General features: G+C 58.6%; 16 protein-coding genes. 6 read left to right on the top strand and 10 right to left on the bottom strand.

Annotated elements, in window-relative coordinates; all coding sequences use genetic code 11:
* Positions 1-53 precede the first annotated feature (53 nt).
* From ABIE60_RS12395 to ABIE60_RS12385, 3 genes are all read right to left on the bottom strand, one after another.
* A complete protein-coding gene (locus tag ABIE60_RS12395) occupies positions 54-713 on the bottom strand; it encodes a hypothetical protein (protein WP_354469754.1) in 660 nt (219 codons plus the stop codon).
* Positions 714-1,072: 359 nt separating this feature from the next.
* Positions 1,073-1,492: a GNAT family N-acetyltransferase gene (locus ABIE60_RS12390; RefSeq protein WP_354469752.1), complete on the bottom strand. Its 420-nt coding sequence runs from the start codon at positions 1,490-1,492 to the stop codon at positions 1,073-1,075.
* A 26-nt stretch (positions 1,493-1,518) separates the two neighbouring features.
* On the bottom strand, positions 1,519-2,262 hold the full coding sequence (locus tag ABIE60_RS12385; RefSeq protein ID WP_354469750.1) for a spermidine synthase: 744 nt from the start codon (positions 2,260-2,262) through the stop codon (positions 1,519-1,521).
* A gap of 291 nt (positions 2,263-2,553) precedes the next feature.
* On the opposite strand from ABIE60_RS12385, the gene ABIE60_RS12380 reads away from it, so the two are divergent.
* From ABIE60_RS12380 to ABIE60_RS12360, 5 genes are all read left to right on the top strand, one after another.
* Entirely contained in the window at positions 2,554-4,230 is a 1,677-nt protein-coding gene (locus ABIE60_RS12380; protein ID WP_354469748.1) for a methyl-accepting chemotaxis protein, read from the top strand.
* A gap of 175 nt (positions 4,231-4,405) precedes the next feature.
* Positions 4,406-4,783 (top strand): response regulator transcription factor, encoded by a 378-nt coding sequence (locus ABIE60_RS12375; protein ID WP_354469747.1) that lies wholly within the window; start codon positions 4,406-4,408, stop codon positions 4,781-4,783.
* A 2-nt stretch (positions 4,784-4,785) separates the two neighbouring features.
* Positions 4,786-6,837 carry a 3'-5' exonuclease gene (locus ABIE60_RS12370; protein ID WP_354469745.1) on the top strand — a complete coding sequence of 684 codons (2,052 nt, stop codon included), beginning with the start codon at positions 4,786-4,788 and terminating at the stop codon, positions 6,835-6,837.
* Positions 6,834-7,028, top strand: coding sequence for a hypothetical protein (locus tag ABIE60_RS12365; RefSeq protein ID WP_354469743.1), 195 nt, complete (start codon positions 6,834-6,836; stop codon positions 7,026-7,028). The genes ABIE60_RS12370 and ABIE60_RS12365 overlap by 4 nt, the downstream gene beginning before the upstream one ends.
* The gene (locus ABIE60_RS12360) at positions 7,018-9,783 is read left to right on the top strand and encodes a sodium:solute symporter family transporter (RefSeq protein WP_354469742.1); all 2,766 of its coding nucleotides are present in this window, start codon (positions 7,018-7,020) and stop codon (positions 9,781-9,783) included. The genes ABIE60_RS12365 and ABIE60_RS12360 overlap by 11 nt, the downstream gene beginning before the upstream one ends.
* Here the strand turns inward: ABIE60_RS12360 and bfr are convergent.
* The 7 genes from bfr to ABIE60_RS12325 all read right to left on the bottom strand — a co-directional run bounded on the left by bfr (position 9,759) and on the right by ABIE60_RS12325 (position 18,008).
* Complete coding sequence (gene bfr / locus ABIE60_RS12355; protein ID WP_354469740.1) at positions 9,759-10,238, bottom strand: bacterioferritin; 480 nt, start codon at positions 10,236-10,238, stop codon at positions 9,759-9,761. The two genes, ABIE60_RS12360 and bfr, sit on opposite strands and share 25 nt — an antisense overlap.
* A gap of 78 nt (positions 10,239-10,316) precedes the next feature.
* Positions 10,317-10,547, bottom strand: a complete 231-nt coding sequence (locus ABIE60_RS12350; RefSeq protein ID WP_354469738.1) for a (2Fe-2S)-binding protein — start codon at positions 10,545-10,547, stop codon at positions 10,317-10,319.
* A gap of 105 nt (positions 10,548-10,652) precedes the next feature.
* Complete coding sequence (locus ABIE60_RS12345; protein WP_354469736.1) at positions 10,653-11,759, bottom strand: DUF294 nucleotidyltransferase-like domain-containing protein; 1,107 nt, start codon at positions 11,757-11,759, stop codon at positions 10,653-10,655.
* Positions 11,760-11,819: 60 nt separating this feature from the next.
* Complete coding sequence (locus ABIE60_RS12340; RefSeq protein ID WP_354469734.1) at positions 11,820-14,888, bottom strand: AAA family ATPase; 3,069 nt, start codon at positions 14,886-14,888, stop codon at positions 11,820-11,822.
* Between the two features lie 24 nt (positions 14,889-14,912).
* Positions 14,913-16,250, bottom strand: coding sequence for an exonuclease SbcCD subunit D C-terminal domain-containing protein (locus ABIE60_RS12335; RefSeq protein WP_354469732.1), 1,338 nt, complete (start codon positions 16,248-16,250; stop codon positions 14,913-14,915).
* A 74-nt stretch (positions 16,251-16,324) separates the two neighbouring features.
* On the bottom strand, positions 16,325-17,020 hold the full coding sequence (locus tag ABIE60_RS12330; RefSeq protein WP_354469730.1) for a lytic transglycosylase domain-containing protein: 696 nt from the start codon (positions 17,018-17,020) through the stop codon (positions 16,325-16,327).
* 79 nt (positions 17,021-17,099) lie between these two features.
* Entirely contained in the window at positions 17,100-18,008 is a 909-nt protein-coding gene (locus ABIE60_RS12325; RefSeq protein WP_354469728.1) for an ADP-ribosylglycohydrolase family protein, read from the bottom strand.
* Positions 18,009-18,158: 150 nt separating this feature from the next.
* Between ABIE60_RS12325 and ABIE60_RS12320 the strand changes: the two genes are divergently transcribed.
* The gene (locus ABIE60_RS12320) at positions 18,159-18,767 is read left to right on the top strand and encodes a TetR family transcriptional regulator (protein ID WP_354469727.1); all 609 of its coding nucleotides are present in this window, start codon (positions 18,159-18,161) and stop codon (positions 18,765-18,767) included.
* The last annotated feature ends 59 nt before the right edge of the window (positions 18,768-18,826 follow it).

The raw sequence follows: 18,826 nt of genomic DNA, 5'->3' as shown, positions 1-18,826 counted from the left end.
GGCAATTTTGGAACCGCGCAGCGGTGGAAAAATTGTCCGGCAACAGCGACTGGTTATGATGGAATGACAATGCTCTTATCATACTCATTCACTACCAGCTCATAAGCGTCCAGAAATAGATTGAACCATCTCTGACCGGTTGGTGACGTGCTTGGATAATCCATCAGTAGCCGCCCAACACTCAGACCTTTTCTTGCTCCTTGGGGGACCTGCATTTGAGGCAAGATCTTGTTGTAGTCTTTAACAGCTTTCCCGCCGTTATGAGCAATACGGTTTCGGACTTTATGCGCGTGAGCGAGCCGATCATAGACTGGTTTCGTTATTACCTTCTCGAATCTGCCGAAGAAACCATTTTTTCCATTAAGAGCTTGCGCCCTCGACTGGACTTGATGCGGAGACGCCCAGCCCATAACGCCGGCAAGACCTTTATCCGATGACCCCATCAGATGAACGGCCCGCTGGGGCTCCACACCAAACCTGTGCCGAATTTCTATTTTGAAAGCTTCACAACAGAACCCCTCGTACTGTGCTGCAATCTCAAAAAATACGTACTGCGCTATATCCCTGCGGTCGTGATTCATTAACTTTCGAAACCCATCGCCGTCTTGGTAAGCCCCGTTCAGCGCTATTCGATCAAATACTGTTCTCGCCCTGCCCAAGTCATCCTTGAACCCTTTAACGAGTTTATCCTTTACTGTCTTTTTTAATGCCACTTAAACCTCAATGATCATAACAGTCTGTTAATGAGGTCTTTGACCTCATAATAATTATTATCAGGTATACCTTTTATTTTCCCTGAGCCAGCCATAACCCACTGATTTCATTGAACTCGAAACGCTACTCTCAGAAGAAAAAGGTAAAACAGCTCCATAGCTGCGGTTCAACCGAGTACAGACCAAAGCAATACGGGATGGGCACTTGCCAGAAAGAAGATGATCAACTGCTGAAATATGAAAACTGCAAACCGTCCCGGTCATCGACCCTTCCTCTTTTCCCTGTCATTGTGGCTGCCGACTTCCCGCTGGCAGGTTTCAAGATTGCCCCAGATGTGCGCGTTTGGCAACAGGGTTGGTTACAGGTGTTTCTCCATATGAATATGCTCAATACCGGCATCCATAAACGTTTGGCCGTAAGGTGCAAAGCCCAGGCGTTCGTAAAAGCCGGTGGCGTGTAGCTGGGCACCGAGGTAGACGCGTTGATGCCCGGCTGTTGCTGCCTGTTCGGTCAGGGCCTGTACGATTTCAGCGCCGATACCCTGTCCGCGATGGGTGCTCAGCACGGCGATGCGGCCTATATGACCGTCACTGAGTATGCGCCCGGTGCCAACCGGCTGGTCATCTACATAGGCCAGTACGTGCATGGCACTGGCGTCCAGCCCGTCGTATTCCAGCTCGGCGGGAACGCCCTGCTCCTGCACGAACACGGTTTCACGGATCGAGCAGATGGCGGTTTTGTGCAGGCCTTCAAAATCGACAGGGATGATTCGGGGCATGTCGGATCTCCTGCGTGAGTGCAGTTTCAGGGGAAGGGTTTGAGGCGTTTCAAAAATGGCAGCAGAGAAAAGTTAAGCTGCTGGCTGATCACGCGGGCGCGCTTTTCCAGCTGGCTTTGGCTCTGGCCGTGATCATCTTCAGCGGCGAAGACGATCCAGTTGCCGCTTTGGGTGTGGCAGCCGTAAATCGTGCCGAACTGTTGCAGCAGCAGTTCCAGGGTGTCGGGCCCCTGATGCTCGCGCCACAGGTTCATCACCAGCCAGCCACCCGGCTTCAGGCGCTCGGCACAGAGGGTCAGGTACTCTTCACCCAGTTGCTGATCGCTGAGCCCTTCGGCCCCATAAATGTCACTGAAGATAATGTCGGCCTTGCGGGTTTCCACATGGCGCAGAAACCCGAGGGCATCCTGGGTGTGGACCTGTATCCGCTTGCCGCGTGGCAGTTGAAAGAAGCGGTAGGCCACCTCGACCACTTCCGGGCGCAGTTCGGCAATCTGTTGTTTGCAGCCGGCAAAGCGACCATGCAGGCAGGTGTTGAGCGCCCCGGCCCCCAGGCCCAGGCTGATCACCTGCTTTGGCTCGGCGAACAGCAACACCAGCAGCATGGCCCGTACATATTCATGCTCTGGCAGCAGCGGTTCGTTCCTGAGACAACAGCTTTGCTCGTCCTGATCACCAAAGGCCAGATAGCGCTTGTCGCCATCGTCCAGCACGCGCACGGCTCCGAATTCGTCATAACCGCGATAGATTTCGTGACCGGGCAGGGACATGGTGGCTCCTGAAGCTGCTGAATGAACGGGGCGCATTATGCCAGATCTAGCCTCAATATCGCAGAATAGCGATGGTTTATGGGAACACTTCAGGTTGTTCTCAATTAGAACTATGTAGTAAGTTCTTTGAGCCAGAACAATAAAACTGCCGCAACTGCCACGTCTGAATGATGTGGCCTTCAGGTTTTCAACCTACCTCACCTGCTCCAAATAGCTTAAAGGCGTTTCGCTCGCCGGATCAGAACAAGGGATCTATGAGCGTCTCATCCAACAGGAATGGAGAAATTTGTCATGCGAACATTGCGCTTAAGCACCATGCTCACCGGCGGTTTTGCGATTGTGGCCGTTATCATGTTGATTGTCGGCCTGATCAGCATACGTGCAGCCATGGATATGAAAAACGATATCGAACAGATTGGCGGGACACGCATCTCGGCAATCGATCTGCTCAATCAAGTCAATACTGAACGGCTACAGATCCGTGTGCAGGGCCTGTCGGTACTTGAACACCGCTACTACTCTGAAGCGGCCACTAAAGCACATCAGCAGAATATCAATCTTCGCAACGCATCTTGGGAGCATTTGGATGAGGTGCTCGCTGTGTACACGCTCATCCCGCGCACAGACCGTGGTGAAGAACTTTATCAGCGCTTGAGGAAAACCCTCGACGCGTGGCGTCAAAGTTACCGTCCGGTTGATGACTTGATGCTGCAACTATCCCAGGCCACTGACAGCAGCACCTATGAGCCGCTGTATTTCCAGTACCAACAGGCTTTCAGAGATGTAATCGGACCATCTGAACAGGTTGAACAGCAGTTGCAGGACTTGATTGATCGCAACAAGGAGCTGACTGACCTGGTGGTAGCAGAATCCGCTGCCGGTGCGAATACTGCCGTCACCATCATCATCATAGGGGTGGCCTTCGGCTTCCTGCTGGCTTTGGGCGCAGGCCTGTTCATTTCACGCAAGGTTCTGCGCCAGCTGGGTGGCGAGCCTGCCATGGTGAAAGATGTGGTCAACAAGGTTGCCAAGGGTGACTTGACCACCGAAATCATCTTGCGTGAAGGCGATAAGGACAGCCTGCTGGCCTACTTCGCAGAAATGGTTACGACCATGCGCAGCATGATGAAACAGATTGCTGATGCATCGGTTCAGGTATCGGCTGCAGCTGAAGAGCTCTCAGCATCAAGCACTCAGACCAATACTCAGGTGCAGCTACAGCAGGCCGAGATCACTCAGGTTGCCACCGCCATGAACGAAATGGCTGCCACCGTAGTGGATGTGGCCCGCAACGCCGCTGCGGCTGCCGAAGCAGCCCAAACCGCCAACAGCGAAACCGATAACGGGTTGAAAGTTGTTAACGGTGTGATTGAGGTTATTCACCAGCTGGCATCCGAAATCGACAAATCGGCTTCCAACATGATGGAACTGGTTCAGGACAGCCAGGAGATCGGGTCAGTGCTCGATGTAATTCAGGAGATTGCCGAGCAAACCAACCTGCTGGCGCTGAACGCTGCCATTGAAGCTGCACGTGCCGGCGACCATGGTCGCGGCTTTGCCGTGGTTGCGGACGAAGTCCGTTCGCTGGCCAGCCGAACCCAGGACTCCACTGAAGATATTCAGAAGCGGATCGACAAGGTTCAGCACAGCTCAAATGCTGCAGCGCGTCAGATGGAAGAAGGCAAGGCCAGCGGATTGAAAACCGTGACTCAGGCGACTCAGGCCGGTGAAGCACTGCAGACCATCAACGCATCGGTAGCGGCCATCAATGACATGAATGCTCAGATCGCAACCGCTGCCGAGCAGCAGTCATCGGTAGCGGATGAGATCAATCGCAATATCACCAATATCACTCAGGCGATTGAAGAGACCGCCGCAGCCGCCAGTCAGGTGACAACAGCCAGTCAGGAACTGGCACGCCTGTCCAGCATGCTGCAGAATAACGTACAGCAATTCAAACTGAGCTGACCGTTGACGCCCGCCACTCAGTGCTGCCGGTAAATACCGGTAGCACTGCCCCCTGACACTGCCCTTCGTATATCTCACGTTCACGCACGACTAAAGTCTGGCGCTGCACCCTGCCCCTTTCCTTTTGCCTGATGCACACTAGACTGAAACTAACCCACTGAAAGCCGGAGAGATTATGCCCCGCGTACTGGTTGTCGATGATGAACCGAATATTCTGCTGTCGCTGGAGTTTCTGATGCAGCAGGCAGGCTTCGAGGTCTCGACGGCGGAAGATGCCGAGCAGGCTCAGGTACTGATCAGCCAGCAGGTGCCGGATCTGATTCTGCTGGATATCAGCCTGCCGGGCATGAGCGGCTTTGATCTGCTGGAGCAGCTGCGGGCCGATGACGCCACCCGTCAGCTGCCGGTGGTCATGCTCACCGCCCATGGCCGCGAGGTGGAAAAGGAGAAAGGGATGGCACTGGGGGCCAGTGATTACATCACCAAACCCTTCTCGACCCGCGAACTGGTCAGCCGGGTGCAAACCCTGCTGGGTAACGGCAACGGAGACTAGCCATGCCCTCGCGTCAGAACCTGCTGGGACTCTGGATGCTGCTGTGCGGCGCGCTGCTGTTTGGCGGTATTGGCCTGCTGCTCTGGCTGGACACCTCACTCACACCCGCCACGCCTGAACGGGTCGCCCTTTGGCTGTTGGGGCTGAGCCCGGCCGTTGTGGTGCTGATGCTTGGGATGGTGCTTGAACGCCGGCTGTTCAGGCCGCTGCGGCAGTTTCAGGTGCTGCTGGCACGGCTGGTGGCCAGCCCGGATGCGCGCTCCGATTTCCCGCTGGATGGCTGGCTCAAACCGCTGCAGCCTGACCTTGACCATATTCGTGACGGCTGGCGGGGTGACCGGTCGCGCCTGCGTGATGCCCATGACGAGGGGGCAGCCGAGGCGCTGCGCATTCAGCAAGAGCTGGAGGGCGTGCTGCAGGTGCTGGACCTGCCACTGTTGATCTGTGACGACCACCAGCGCCTGCTGCTGTTCAACCCGGCGGCACGCGAGCTGTTCCATGATCAGCCCGCACTGGGGCTGGGCCGTCGCATCAGCCAGCTGCTGCCCCACGCCAGCCTGAACGATGCACTGAAGCAGCTGCCGCAGGATGGCTCACCGCGCCAGTTGCTGCTGCCCGGCGAGCCGCGTTGGCTGCGCTGTGAGCTGCGACGCCTGGGGGCACGCCACGGTGGTGCCCTGATCACCTTGCGAGACACCACCCATGAGCTGGAAAGCGACCAGCGCTGGCGCCGTGAGCTGGCCGCACTGCTGCCCCGTCTGCGCGGCCATGCCGGTAGCCTTGGCAGCGCCGCCGATGCACTGGTGCAGGTCGAGAACAACCCTGAGCTGCAGCACAGGCTGGAACAGGCGATCAGTCAGGAGAGTCAGGCCCTGTCGCAAAAAGTGGAAGCCCTCACCCGTCTGGTCGAGTCTCATCAGCTGAGCCAGTCGGGGCTTGAAGAGACCTGGTCCAACGACCTGTTCAGTGCGCTCGGCGAGCGCCTGCATGAAGAGGCGATTGAGCTGACACCGGTGGGCATTCCGGTCTGGATTCGGGTCGATGGGCCGGCCCTGTTGGCGATGCTGGAGCGGCTGGTGCGTGAACTGGTACAGATCAGGCAGGTGGATGCGCTGGATATTGAAGTGCTGCTGGGCAACAAACGGGTCTATCTGGACCTGATCTGGCAGGGTGAGCCACTGACCGATCATCAGCTGGGCCTCTGGCATGCGCTGCATCTGTTCGATGATCCGCTCTCCCCCCGTATCGAGGATGTGCTGGCGCAGCACGGCGCCGAGCTGTGGTCTCAGCCCCGCAATGAAGCCGACACCGCTTGCCTGCGCCTGCCGCTGCCCGCGTCCAGCCGCGGTGCCCGCCCCCAGCCAAGGGCCGAACAGCCAGCTGACCAGCCAAGACCCGAATTTCATGACTTCAGCATTGCCGAGCTGCCCGCCCCTGACGCGGCACTGGCGCATACCCGGCTGGAGGAACTTGAGCTGGTGGTGTTCGATACCGAAACCACAGGGCTGGACCTGCGCGGCGGGGATCAGATCATCAGCCTCGCTGCCTGTCGTATTCTGCGGGGTCGCCTGTTGGCACAGGACAGCTTTGACCAGCTGATCAACCCGCAACGGCCGATTCCGCCCGAAAGTACCGCCATTCATCATCTGACGGATGCCGATGTGGCCAATGCCCCGCCTATCGAGGTGGTGCTGCCACGCTTTCATCAGTATGTGGGCCCCGGTGTACTGGTCGCACATAATGCGGTGTTTGACCTGCTGGCGCTGCGTCTGGCCAGTGGCGATACGGGGCCCGCGTTCGATATGCCGGTGCTGGATACGCTGTTGCTGTCCCGTGCCATCGACCCGACACTGGAAGGCCACGGGCTGGATGCGTTGGCCGAGCGGTTTGAACTGACTTTCCCGCCCGGCACTCGGCACACGGCGCTGGGCGATGCACGCGTTACCGCCGAGTTGCTGCTGGCACTGCTGCCACGGCTGCGATCACGCGGCATCGAAACACTTGAGCAGCTGCTTGAGCTGCAGCGTGAAGTGGAACAGGGACGCTCATCATGAAACGAAACGAACAGAATCGCCTGTTGGCGCTGACATTACTGGCCCTGCTGCTGTTTTCGCCGCCACTGCTGTTGCTGTTCGACCGTGAGGGCAATTGGGGCTTCTCTACCCTGCCGCTGATCATCTATCTGATCTGGGCGGTGCTGATTCTGCTCGCGGCCCTGATTCTGGAGCGCCCCCATGAGGAGTGATTTCATCGTCCTCATCGTCGCGTTCAGCTATCTGGCGTTGCTGTTCGTGATTGCCGCCTGGGGCGACCGCCGCGCCGAACAACGTCGCTCGCTGGTGAACTCGCCCACTGTCTATGCGCTGTCGATTGCCGTGTACTGTACCGCCTGGACCTTTTACGGCAGTGTGGGCCGCGCTGCCACCACAGGCCTGAGCTTTCTGCTGATCTACCTTGGCCCCACGCTGGCGATGCTGTGCGGCTGGATGCTGATCCGCAAGATGATCCGCATCGCCCGTGCCCAGCGCATCACCTCCATTGCCGACTTCATCAGCGCCCGCTACGGCAAGAGCGGCAGCCTTGGTGCGCTGGTGGCCCTGATTGCCGTGATCGCGATCATGCCCTACATCGCCCTGCAGCTGAAGGCGATCACCGTCAGCTACGCCATTCTGACCGAGTACCCGGATCAGACGCTGCCGCAGCTTTCACTGAGCGGCTTTCTCAGCGACAAGGCGTTCTGGGTATCACTGGTGCTGGCGGTATTCATCATTCTGTTTGGTACCCGTCATCTGGATGCCAGCGAACGTCACGAAGGTATGGTCACGGCCATCGCCTTCGAATCGCTGGTGAAGCTGTTCGCCTTTCTGGCGGTGGGTTTTTTCGCCACCTTTGTGCTCTATTCCGGCCCTGCCGACCTGATGGCCAGCGCCGCTGCCGAGTTGCCACAGCTGGGGCAGCGCTTTGGCCTGGAGCAGATTCCCGGTGGTGCACTGGGCTGGTTCGGCACGCTGATGCTCGCCACGCTGGCCTTTATCACCCTGCCGCGCCAGTTTCAGGTGCTGGTGGTCGAGAACGTCAACGAGCAGCACCTGCGCCGTGCATGCTGGCTGTTTCCGCTCTACCTGCTGCTGATCAACCTGTTCGTGATTCCGATCGCGCTGGCCGGGCTGCTGGGCGGCAGTGCAACCGGTGAGCCGGACAATTTCGTCCTGACCCTGCCTTTGGCGGCAGGGCTGCAGGCACTGCCGCTGCTGGTGTTTATCGGTGGGCTGTCGGCCGCGACCAGCATGATGATTGTGGAGACCATCGCCCTCTCGACCATGGTCAGCAACCAGCTGGTGATGCCGCTGTTGCTGCGCTGGCGCAGCCTGCAGCTGGCCAACCGGCCCGATCTCTCCGGCTGGCTGCTGGGGATTCGCCGCGTTGCCATTATTCTGATTCTGATTCTGGGCTATCTCTACCATGCCCTGATTGGTGAGGCGTACAGCCTGGTCACCATCGGGCTGGTTTCGTTTGCCGCCGCTGCGCAGTTCGCCCCGGCGTTACTGCTGGGGCTTTACTGGCGCGGCGCCAGTCGCAACGGTGCCGCAATCGGCATGATCGCCGGTACGCTGGTGTGGGCCTGGACCCTGCTGATCCCCGGCTTTGCCCTGTCGGGCTGGCTTGATGTCAGCTTTATTGAACAGGGGCCACTGGGTATTGAACTGCTTCGCCCCTATGCCCTGTTCGGGCTTGAGGGCTGGGATATCTACACCCATTCGCTGTTCTGGAGCATGCTGGCGAATGTGGGACTGCTGGTAGGCATCTCGCTGTTCAGTCGTCAGAGTCATATGGAACAGACCCAGGCCGCCCTGTTTACCAACGCCCTGCGCCCAGAAGCGGAGCAGGCCCCGATCTGGCAGGGGCAGGCCAGCCGCTATGAGCTGTTCATGCTGCTCAGCCGCTATCTGGGCCAGCCCGCCACTAGACGTCTGCTGGGTGGGCAGCAGCCTGAACCGGGCGATGATACCGCTGCCACACCGGCCATGATCGCCGCTGCCGAACAGGGCCTGACCGGTGCGCTGGGCAGCGCCACCGCACGCATCCTGATCAACTCTGTGGTACGGGGCGAAGCGCTGGATATGCCCTCGATCCTCAGCATTCTGGACACCACGTCACAAACACTGGAGTACAACCGACGGCTGGAGCAGAAATCGTCTGAGCTGGCCCAGATCGGGGAAGAACTGCGCAGCGCCAACGAGCGCCTGCGCGAGCTGGATCGGCTCAAGGATGAGTTTGTGGCCATGGTGAGCCATGAACTGCGTACGCCACTGACCTCCATCCGCGCCTTTGCCGAGATACTGCGCGATGCCGAAGCGATGCCGATCGAGAAGCAGCAGCACTTTCTGGAAATTATCGTGCGCGAGAGCGAGCGCCTGTCACGCCTGATCGAAGAGATTCTTGATCTGGCGCGGCTGGAGTCCGGCCGTATGACACTCAACCCCAAACGCTGTGACCTGGTTGAACTGGTGCAACAGTCGGTGGATGCGGTCACCCGGCTGTATGAAGATCGCGGGGTGGAGCTGGCATTGAAACTGCCTGATACCCCCTGCACGGTTATTGCCGACCCTGACCGGCTGCAGCAGGTATTGATCAACCTGCTCGATAACGCCAGCAAGTTTGCCAGTGATGCAGACTCAAAAGTGTTGCTGATGCTGGCTCCGCACAAGCGGCACTACCGCATCCGAGTGGAAGACAACGGTCCCGGCATTGCCGAAGCGGAGCGAGAGAAAGTGTTCGAGAAGTTTCATCAGATCGAACAGGCACGCAAAGAAGAAGGCCAGCCAGCCGGCGCACGTCCGCGCGGCACCGGCCTTGGGTTGCCGATCAGCCGTGGCATCATCAGCCATCTGGGGGGCCGCCTGTGGGTTGATGACCCGCAGCAGCTGGGCGGTGCCTGCCTGATAATAGAACTGCCGCAGGCACCGGAAGAGGATCAGCCTTCTGAAGGCTCCATCTGAGACTGCTGGTAGTTCTGGATACCGACGCGACGGATAAGCTCCAACTCGGTTTCCAGATGGTCGATGTGCTCTTCTTCACTGTCGATAATTTTCAGAAGCAGATCGCGCGAAACGTAATCCTGCACATGCTCGCAATACTTTATCGCCACCTTAAGGTCGGCATGGGCCGCATGCTCCAGTGCCAGATCGCACTCCAGCATCTCCTGCACATCTTCACCGATGCGCAGCTTGCCCAGATCCTGAAGATTGGGCAGGCCCTCAAGAAACAGAATACGCTCAACCAGCCAATCGGCGTGTTTCATCTCATCGATTGATTCGTGATACTCCCAGTCGGCCAGTTTTTTCAGGCCCCAGTCCTTGAGCATGCGGGCGTGAAGGAAATACTGGTTGATTGCGACCAGTTCGTTTCCCAGCACTGTATTCAGGTGTTCAATGACCTTGGCATCGCCTTTCATATCCATTCCTCATGACTACGGCTAAACATGTAAATACCTTAGCCGCAGCACAGGCCGGGCGCAAACCGAGTCCACCCGTCAGGCGGTCGCGGATGAGGGCAGTTCGTAAGCAAGAGCGGCCAGTTCACGCAACGGATTCGGTGCATGGCCACACAGATCTCGCACCATCAGACGGGTTTCGCAGGCACATTTGCCACACTGGGTCCCCAGTCCGGTTGCATTGCGAATATCGCGCAGAGACGTTGCACCTTCGTCAACCAGCTGGCGGATCTCACGATCACTGACTCTTTTACATACACATACGATCATCAGCCATTCACCACTCAAGCATGAGAATAGATATCATTTATAGGCTCAATATAAATAACAAATATTCTCATTACAAGCCATGAATGCAAATTATTCCTATCTTTATCAGAGGCTGACAGCCTTTTGCTGAAGTGTGCGTATCTGCTTCAGATCCCACTGCAATTGGCGTTGAGCAAAATCATCGAGTTGTGACTGATCGATCCAGTTATCCGGCAGCCCCTCACCTTCCGCCCGCTCCATTTGTGTCAGCAGCAGGCTGTCCAGCAGACGCTCAAATACCTGGGTCAGTACCCTTGCCTGCCCCGCTTGCAGCACCCCGGCCTGATCGAGCCAGGCAAGACGTGCACGACAGGACACTTCGGGACAGCCCTTTTTCAGCGCCAGCAGACGCAGCGCTGCGGTCAGTGGCAACAGCCCCTGCCGCTTGAGGTTAAGTGCATTTGGGTGCGGGGCATCCTTGCCATCGCCCTGCAGGCGCTCGAAGCGATCCAGTGCCACCGGCGACTCATCAAACAGCTCGGCCATTTCGTGCAGAAACAACCCCGCCGTTGGTATCTGCGTCTGAATCGCATCGCGCAGCTGCTGTGCCAGGGTTGCATCACCGTACACCGGTGCGAAATCAAACAGAATGTTGCACAGCTGCACCAGCTTGACCCGCCGAGTCGCCATCCAGAGCCGCATCTGCTCCTTCCACTCGCTGATCGGCTTGCGCCAAAGCGGACGCGAGGCCATCACATCGCCCTTGCAGTAGGGAATACCGGCCTGATCCAGGCGGGCGGTAAAGCGCTCGGCCAATGTACAGAACCAGGTATCGATCTCGTTGTGACGTTCGAGGGGGTAATCTTCCAGAATAAGCGCGTTGTCCTGATCCGGGTGCAGCAGGCTTTCATGGCGCCCGCCTGACCCCATCACCAGTACACAAAAACGCACAGGCGGCGGCCCCCAGCCTTCGGCGTCCATCTCGCCCATGGCTTCGTCTATGGCAACCCGATACAGCAGGTCGTTGTGGTCACTCAACAGCTGCGCGATCAGCCAGCCGGGCAGTGCCAGTTGCTGTAGCGTGCGCACCAGCTGGGGTTGCCAGCTGCGGGCCTGTGCCCAGCCCGCTGGCGCCTGCTGCAACAGTTGCTGCAGCGGCTCAAGCAGTGCCGCCGGTAACTGTGGCTGTAAGCTGCTCTGTTGACGAAAAAGTTCACGCCAGACCAAATCCATGCCGCTTTCCTCCCGTGATTCCTTTCAGCATAGAGGTCAGGGTGGCAAAGTCCAGCCGATTCAGCCGCTTAGCGCCACACATCCCGGCCCGCTGATGCGGCTGCGACCACCACTGAGCGGCTGTACCTCGATGCGCGTGGCGATGCGGTCTTTCAGCGCCTGCACATGGGAAATGACGCTGATCAGCTTGCCTTCCTGCTGCAGGCCGGACAGGGTGTCCAGTGCCGTTTCCAGCGCCTCTTCGTCCAGGGTGCCAAAGCCCTCATCGAGAAACAGCGAATCGACCCGCACATTGCGGCTGGCCATGCCGGACAGCCCCAGCGCCAGTGCCAGGCTGATGAGGAAGCTTTCACCACCTGACAGGTTTTTGGTAGAGCGGATTTCGCCCGCCTGATAGTTGTCGATCACGTTCAGCTCCAGCGGCTGTTCGGCGTCACGTACCAGCAGATAGCGGTCGGACATTTTCTGCAGCTGGCGGTTGGCGTGACCGATCATCAGTTCAAAAGTCAGCCCCTGAGCGAAGTTGCGGAATTTTTTGCCATCCGCCGAGCCGATCAGGGCATGCAGGGTATCCCACTGCTCCAGTTCACGCTGCTGAGCATCGATCGCCTGTTGCTGGGCACCGAACTGCGCCTTGCGCTCGGCGTTACTGTTCAGCGTCTGCTGCAGGCTGCCGCGTTTCTCCAACAACAGCGCATGCTCTGACGTGAGCTGCTCAAGCGCCACTTTCAGCTCGGCGCTGCTCTGCTCAGTCAAGGCCTGCTGTTGCAGCAGCTGCAGTCTGTTGTGGCACTGCTCCTGCAATGCCTGCAGTCGTGCCGCGTCAGCCTTCAATTTTTCAGCGTCCTGCTGCAAGGTTTTGAGCTGTTCCTCCGGCAACAGTGCCGCCTGTAATGTCTGCTCATCGGCAAACTGGCTGTGCGCCAGTGCTGCATCGAAGGCTTGCTGCATCCGAGCCGTTTCGGTGTTCAAGTCCGCTATATGGCGCTTGAGGTCGCTGATCTGCTGCTGGCGGCGGTTGAGGCTGTTCTGCTGTTCAGTGGCAGCAGCCTGCGCCTGCTCCAGTGCGTGACGCGCCTGACGTATCGCCTGCTGCAGGCGCTGTTCAAACGCGGCGGTATCCGGCTCTGGCGAAAGTGCCTGTCGCTGCTGTTGCAGTTGAGTCAAATCAGCCCGTGCCGCATCCAGTGCCAGCCGCTGCTGCACGCGCTCCTGCTCGGCTCGCTGCTGCTTGAGGGCCTGCTCCAGCCGGTCAATGTCGGCCAACCGGTCGCGCAACTCCCCCCACTGCTGACGGGCGGCCTGATGTGCCTGCTCGATCTCATCCTGCGATGGACACCTGTCCAACGCCAGCAGTTGCAGACAGTGTTGAATGGGGGCCTGTAGCGCTTCCAGGCGCTGGCTGTTGTCAGCTTCCTGCTGGCGCAGCCCCTTCTCGTCCTGCTCCAGTCGCGCCTGCTGTACTGCCAGCGCCTGCAGTTCACTGCGCAAGGCGGTCAGTTGCTGTTCGAGCCGCTGCAACCGGGCTTTTTCTTCAGTCAGTTGCGGTGGCTGCTCGCTGCGCCAGGGATGCTGCTCCGAACCACACAACGGACAGGGTTTGCCCGGCTCCAGCTCATGGCGTTGCTGCTCCAGATCAGCAATCCGCTCGGCCAGCCGCTGCAGCTTCTGCAGGTCCAGTTGCTCCTGCTGCAGTCGGCTTTCTTCAGCACGCTGTTGTTCAAGTGAGTGTTGTATCCGATCCTGTTCCGGCTTAAGTGCCGCGCGCTTATGAGCGGCCTCCTGCTGTGCCTGTTTCAGTTCATCGGCCTGTTGCACTCGGGTACGCAGTTCGCCCAACTGCTCGCCACGGCTGCGAATCTGATCCTGTTGCTGCTGTATCTGTGCGCGGGTACTGCCGGCCAGAGACGCCTGCAGCGCCTGTTCGTCACGCTCGATGGCGGCCTCCAGCGCTGCCGGGTCAGGTGCGGGCCCTTCAAGCAGCTCGGTCGGCAGGCGGGCGCTGAACTCTGCCACCTGCGCCTGCTGCTCACGCAGTTTCCAGTCCTGTTCCTGCAATTGACGCAGCAGGGGTTGTTGGCGTTCCAGCTCAGCTTCCGCCTGCTGCAGATGCGCCTGTGCCTGTTTTTGCCTGGCCATCGCCGCATCGGCAGCGTCCTGCAGGGCCGGAAGTCCTGCCTGAAGCGGGTCAAGCTGCTTCTGCGCGCGCTGCAGGTCGCCCCGGCGCTGACGCAGCGGCTCATAGGCAGGCCTGAGCGCTTCCGCTCGCATCGCCTGCTCCAGTTGCTGCCGCTGCGGCGCAAACGCCTGCTGTGCCTGCTCCAGTTCATGCCACTGCTGTTTCAGCTGCTCGGCCTGCCGGGATTCGCGGTCCAGCTGCTGTCGCCAGTTGAGCAGGGTTTGCTGCTGCCCGATCACGTTTGACTGCTGCTGTACCTGCTCTGACAGTTCGGCCAATTGCCGTGACAGGGTGGTCTCTTCCTCTTCGTCCAGCAACTGCAGGCCGGACTGAGCGGCTTTCAAGTGATCGAGTCGCTGCCGCTCTTCGCCTCTGCGACGATGCACTGCAACGGAGATATCGGAATAGATCGAGGTACCGGTGATCTGTTCCAGTATGGGCGCGCGCTCGTCGGCATCGGCCTGTAAAAAGGCCGCAAAGCCGCCCTGAGCGAGCAGCATGGAGCGGGTGAAGCGGTCGAAATCCATCCCGGTGAGACGCTCAATGGTGTCGGCCACATCCTTGAGTTTGGTATGCAGCACCTTGTCGGCATCGGCGTCTACAATCTCGTGTTTGGGCTGTTGCAGCGCGCCATCGGCCTGTTTGCGACTGCGGTGCTGGCTCCAGTGACAGCGCCAGCGCCCCTGCGGGGTTTCAAACAGCACCTCGGCAAAGCACTCGCCGGTCTGGCGTGACATCACCTCATTCTGGCTGGCATTGACCCGGCTTTGGCGCGGTGTGCGCCCGTACAGCGCCAGACAGATCGCATCCAGCAGGGTCGATTTTCCCGCTCCCGTAGGGCCGGTAATCGCGAAGATGCCATCGCTGATATAGGCGGGATCGGTCAGGTCGATCTGCCATTCACCGGCCAGGGAGTTGAGGTTTTTGAAACGGATCTGAAGAATACGCATTGTGTGTCTCTCTGACGCAGGCGCCTATTCGGCACGATGGTCCTGCTCGGCCATGGATTGCAGCACGCTGCCAAACAGACGCTTCAGTTCATCCTGTTGCGTCTCGGGTACCTGATGCAGTTCAAGCGCACGCTCGAATACTTGCATCGGCTCCAGATCATCCAGCGTTTCCTCTTCACCGCTGCGCGCCAGAATGCGCTCCACCACTCGGTTGTTGCGCACCCTCAGCACGGTCAGTTGGGTACCGTCGGTATGCTGTTCCAGCCAGTCGCGCAGGTCGGCGGCCACCTGCTCGCCTTCGTACAGCACTTCCAGCCAGATCGAGGTTTGCTCCTGCGCCAGTTTGTACAGTGCGGCACTCAGTTGAGCCTGATCGCCCTTGATCCGCTCCAGCCTTTGAAAACGCGGAATATTGATCAACTCAAGCTGTGGGTGATGCCCTTCAAACTCAATCAGGCACAGGCTTTTCTGCTGTTTGGCTTCACCGAAGCCCATGGCCAGCGGCGAGCCGCTGTAACGGATCTGCTCGCAGCCCGACACCGCCTGAGGTACATGCAGGTGCCCCAGTGCCACATAGTCGAGACAGGCAGGGAAAGCATCGACACCCACCTGCGCCAACGAACCGACATAGAGATCACGCACCCCATCGCCATCCAGTGTTTTGCCACCGGCGGCGAACAGATGACCCATGCCGATCAACGGAACATCCACCTGCAGTGACTCACGCAACTGTTCGGCAGCGGCACAGACCTGCGCATAGTGCTCACGAATGCCCTGCACCAGTTTACGGTCCTTGTCTTCCAGACTTTCGCCCGCTTCGCTCTGGCGAATATCACGATCACGCAGATAGGGCACGGCACAGATAATCGCTTCGGGTTCGCCGTTTTCGGCTCTGAGCAACACCACCTCGTCCGCCGGGTTGTCACAGGCGGCGCCGACCACATGCACATCCAGCGCCTTGAGCAGGCCCGCCGGTGCGTTGAGAAAGCTGGGGGAGTCATGGTTGCCGCCAATGATCACCACATGGCGACAGCGCGAGCGCGCCACCTGATGCAGAAAGCGGTAATAGAGCGCCTGCGCTCTGTTGCTCGGGGTGGTTGTATCGAACAGGTCGCCGGCGATCAGCAGCACCTCGACGTTCAAATGCTCGATCTGTGCCAGCATCCAGTCGAGAAAAGCGGCAAACTCATCGTAACGCTTCTGACCGTACAGCAAACGGCCCAGATGCCAGTCGGAGCTGTGCAGGACTCTGAGCGTTTTACGTTGAGCGGTTGGATCTTTCGGCTTCAGCGCCGCTGCAGGCTTATCAGGCAACTGTTCCGGCTGCAGCGGATCATCAAACAGTGAGGGTTGTTGTGACAAGCCAATACTCCCTGCTGGCGGGCGGTGGGTTCAAAGAGGTCGAAAAGTATAACATCCGTGCGACAGCCTTCGGGCTATCCCGCTTGCCTGTAACGTCGGTGCAATATCCCAATCCGCCTGACATAGGCTTGGGTTTCGGCAAAAGGCGGAATACCGCTGTAGCGTTCAACAGCACCCGGGCCTGCATTATAAGCGGCTGTAGCCAGCGTAATATCTCCTTCATAGCGCTGCAGCAGCATGGCCAGATAGCGCACACCACCATCAATGTTCTGTTCCGGGTTGAACGGGCTGGCAACACCGAGTTCTTCTGCCGTGGCAGGCATCAGCTGCATCAGCCCTTGAGCACCCACACGGGAGCGCGCCTGAGGATTGAAGGCCGATTCGGCATGAATGACGGCTCTGACCAGCGCCGGGTCAACCGAATGGATCTCCGCTATGCGCTCAATTTCCTGCTGGTAGCGATCGGTAAACAACGGTGTGGTTTCCCAATTGATGCGTGAGCCGGGTTTGCAGGCGTAGCAGTCAAACCGCATCACTTCGTATGTGGCATTGAGCGGTTTTTCGTCGCTGAATGACAGTACGCCGTTGGCATTGCGGTATTTGTAGTAGGTCGTGGAAACTGCGGCCGGACTGCTTTGCTGGATGTTGGTATACTCCACCCGCCCATCCGGGTGCACAATGCGGCGTACCTCGGCGTGTGTGAGGTTACCCAGCAGACAGACTGCCACTATCAGACTGGTCAGCGAGAATTTCATCGGTTGTACACGCATAGCCGTAATCTTTGTCCCTTTTCTTGACCGCATCAGTTTAATCCCTGTTGGCCGCTTTTGCTGCCTTCCTGCTGCAGGATCATGCCCGGCGACTGAACTGGATCAAGGCTTCGGCCACCTGCAGCAATTGCTCCCGCTCATGCAACTGTTCAAGCCAGGGTTGCGGAATGCCGCTCAGCCCATAGTAGGCGCCTGCCAACTGGCCGTAAATGGCTCCAACCGTGTCCGCATCTTCGCCCAGATTAACCGCAAGCAACATCCCTTCTGCAAAGTCCCGGCCCTTGGCAAACGCCCAGAGTGCCGCTTCAAGTGAGTCGATCACATAGCCCGTTGCCCTGATACCCGGTGGTTGTTGGCGCAAAAAGCTGCCCAAACAGATCTCGATCACCTCCGAATCCAGTTCAGGCAACAGCTCAGTTACACTTGAGGATTGCCAGACCTGCTCCGGTGCATCAGCTGTAAGCGCCTCCTTCAACATCAGGGCAAACACCCGGTTGGCATCAAGACAACGCGGATCTGCATGGGTCAGACGAGCATGTTCAGCTGCCAGATCTGCCAGATTATCCCGCTCGAATGCATGCATCACGACCGGTGCAAGGCGCATCAGGGCACCATTGCCCGCCTGGTCCATCGATTCATCACCTGCAAAGGGTTCGCCGCTGTCTGCATAGCGCATCAACGCACTGCGAGTCCGGTTGCCGATATCAAAACAGCGTCCGGTCGATGAACAGTAACCATCATGGAACCAGCGCAGAAAGCGGTCCATCTGATCCCAGGCATCAAAACCACGTCTCTCAATCAGGCTGTAGGCACTGCACAACGCCATGGAGGTGTCATCGGTCCAGTACCCCGCCGGCAGCTGGTGCGGCCCACCACTGCGGTAGCCCGTTACCGGCGGGAAGCTGCCTGGCGACATGAATTCAACCGCTGCCCCCATGGCATCACCGACCGCAAGACCAACCAACATTCCCTTGAGTCTGTTTTCCATGCACTGACCTCCTGAGTGTGTCGTACCGGTTCATTGCACCGTTACAGTACCGCCATATACATACAGACAAAAATGTATGATGTTTTTTAAACCGGCAATACGGTAAAATAATCCACACTTTCCGTAGTTGTTACAAGCGAGACCAACCCGATGGCACGACGCACCAAAGCAGAAGCCGCCGCCACCCGTGAGACACTCATCGATGCAGCCGAAGAGATGTTCATGGAGTACGGCGTTGCGCGCACCTCTCTGGAGCAGGTAGCCCGTCATGCCGGCATGACACGCGGAGCTGTCTACTGGCATTTCAAGAACAAGGCTGACCTGTTCCGGGCCATGCTGGAACGGGTGCGGATGCCGTTTGACGACCTGGTACGCGAAATTGATGATCCGATTCTGACCGAATCTCCGCTCAACGCCATTCGCCTGGCCTGTCTCAAGGGACTGGCACGACTGGAGCAGCCCCGCTACACGCGGGTCCACTCCATTTTGCTGTACCGTTGCGAGTTTTTCAGCGATATAGACCCGATTGCAATGCAGGAAGAGATTGCCTGTGACATTCACGATGCCCTGCTGCGTTACTTTGCCCTCGCGGCTGAAAAGCGGGAGCTGTCGGTAGCGCCGGAAGTGGCCGCCGATTTGATGAACACATGCCTTTCAGGCCTGTTCCATGACTGGCTTCGCAAGCCGGACGCATATTCCATTCTTGACCGTGGCGAGACACTGATTTCCCACCTGATGGGGCTGATGACCCGCCACTGAAGCGCATGGTTTGCCCCCAGCCCCCCATAATCGGGCAAGAAAAAGGCGCTGTCCCGAGG

The sequence above is a fragment of the Marinobacterium sp. MBR-109 genome, from assembly GCF_040547565.1.
Lineage (GTDB): Bacteria > Pseudomonadota > Gammaproteobacteria > Pseudomonadales > Balneatricaceae > Marinobacterium.
This window is presented reverse-complemented; position numbering and strand designations above follow the sequence as displayed.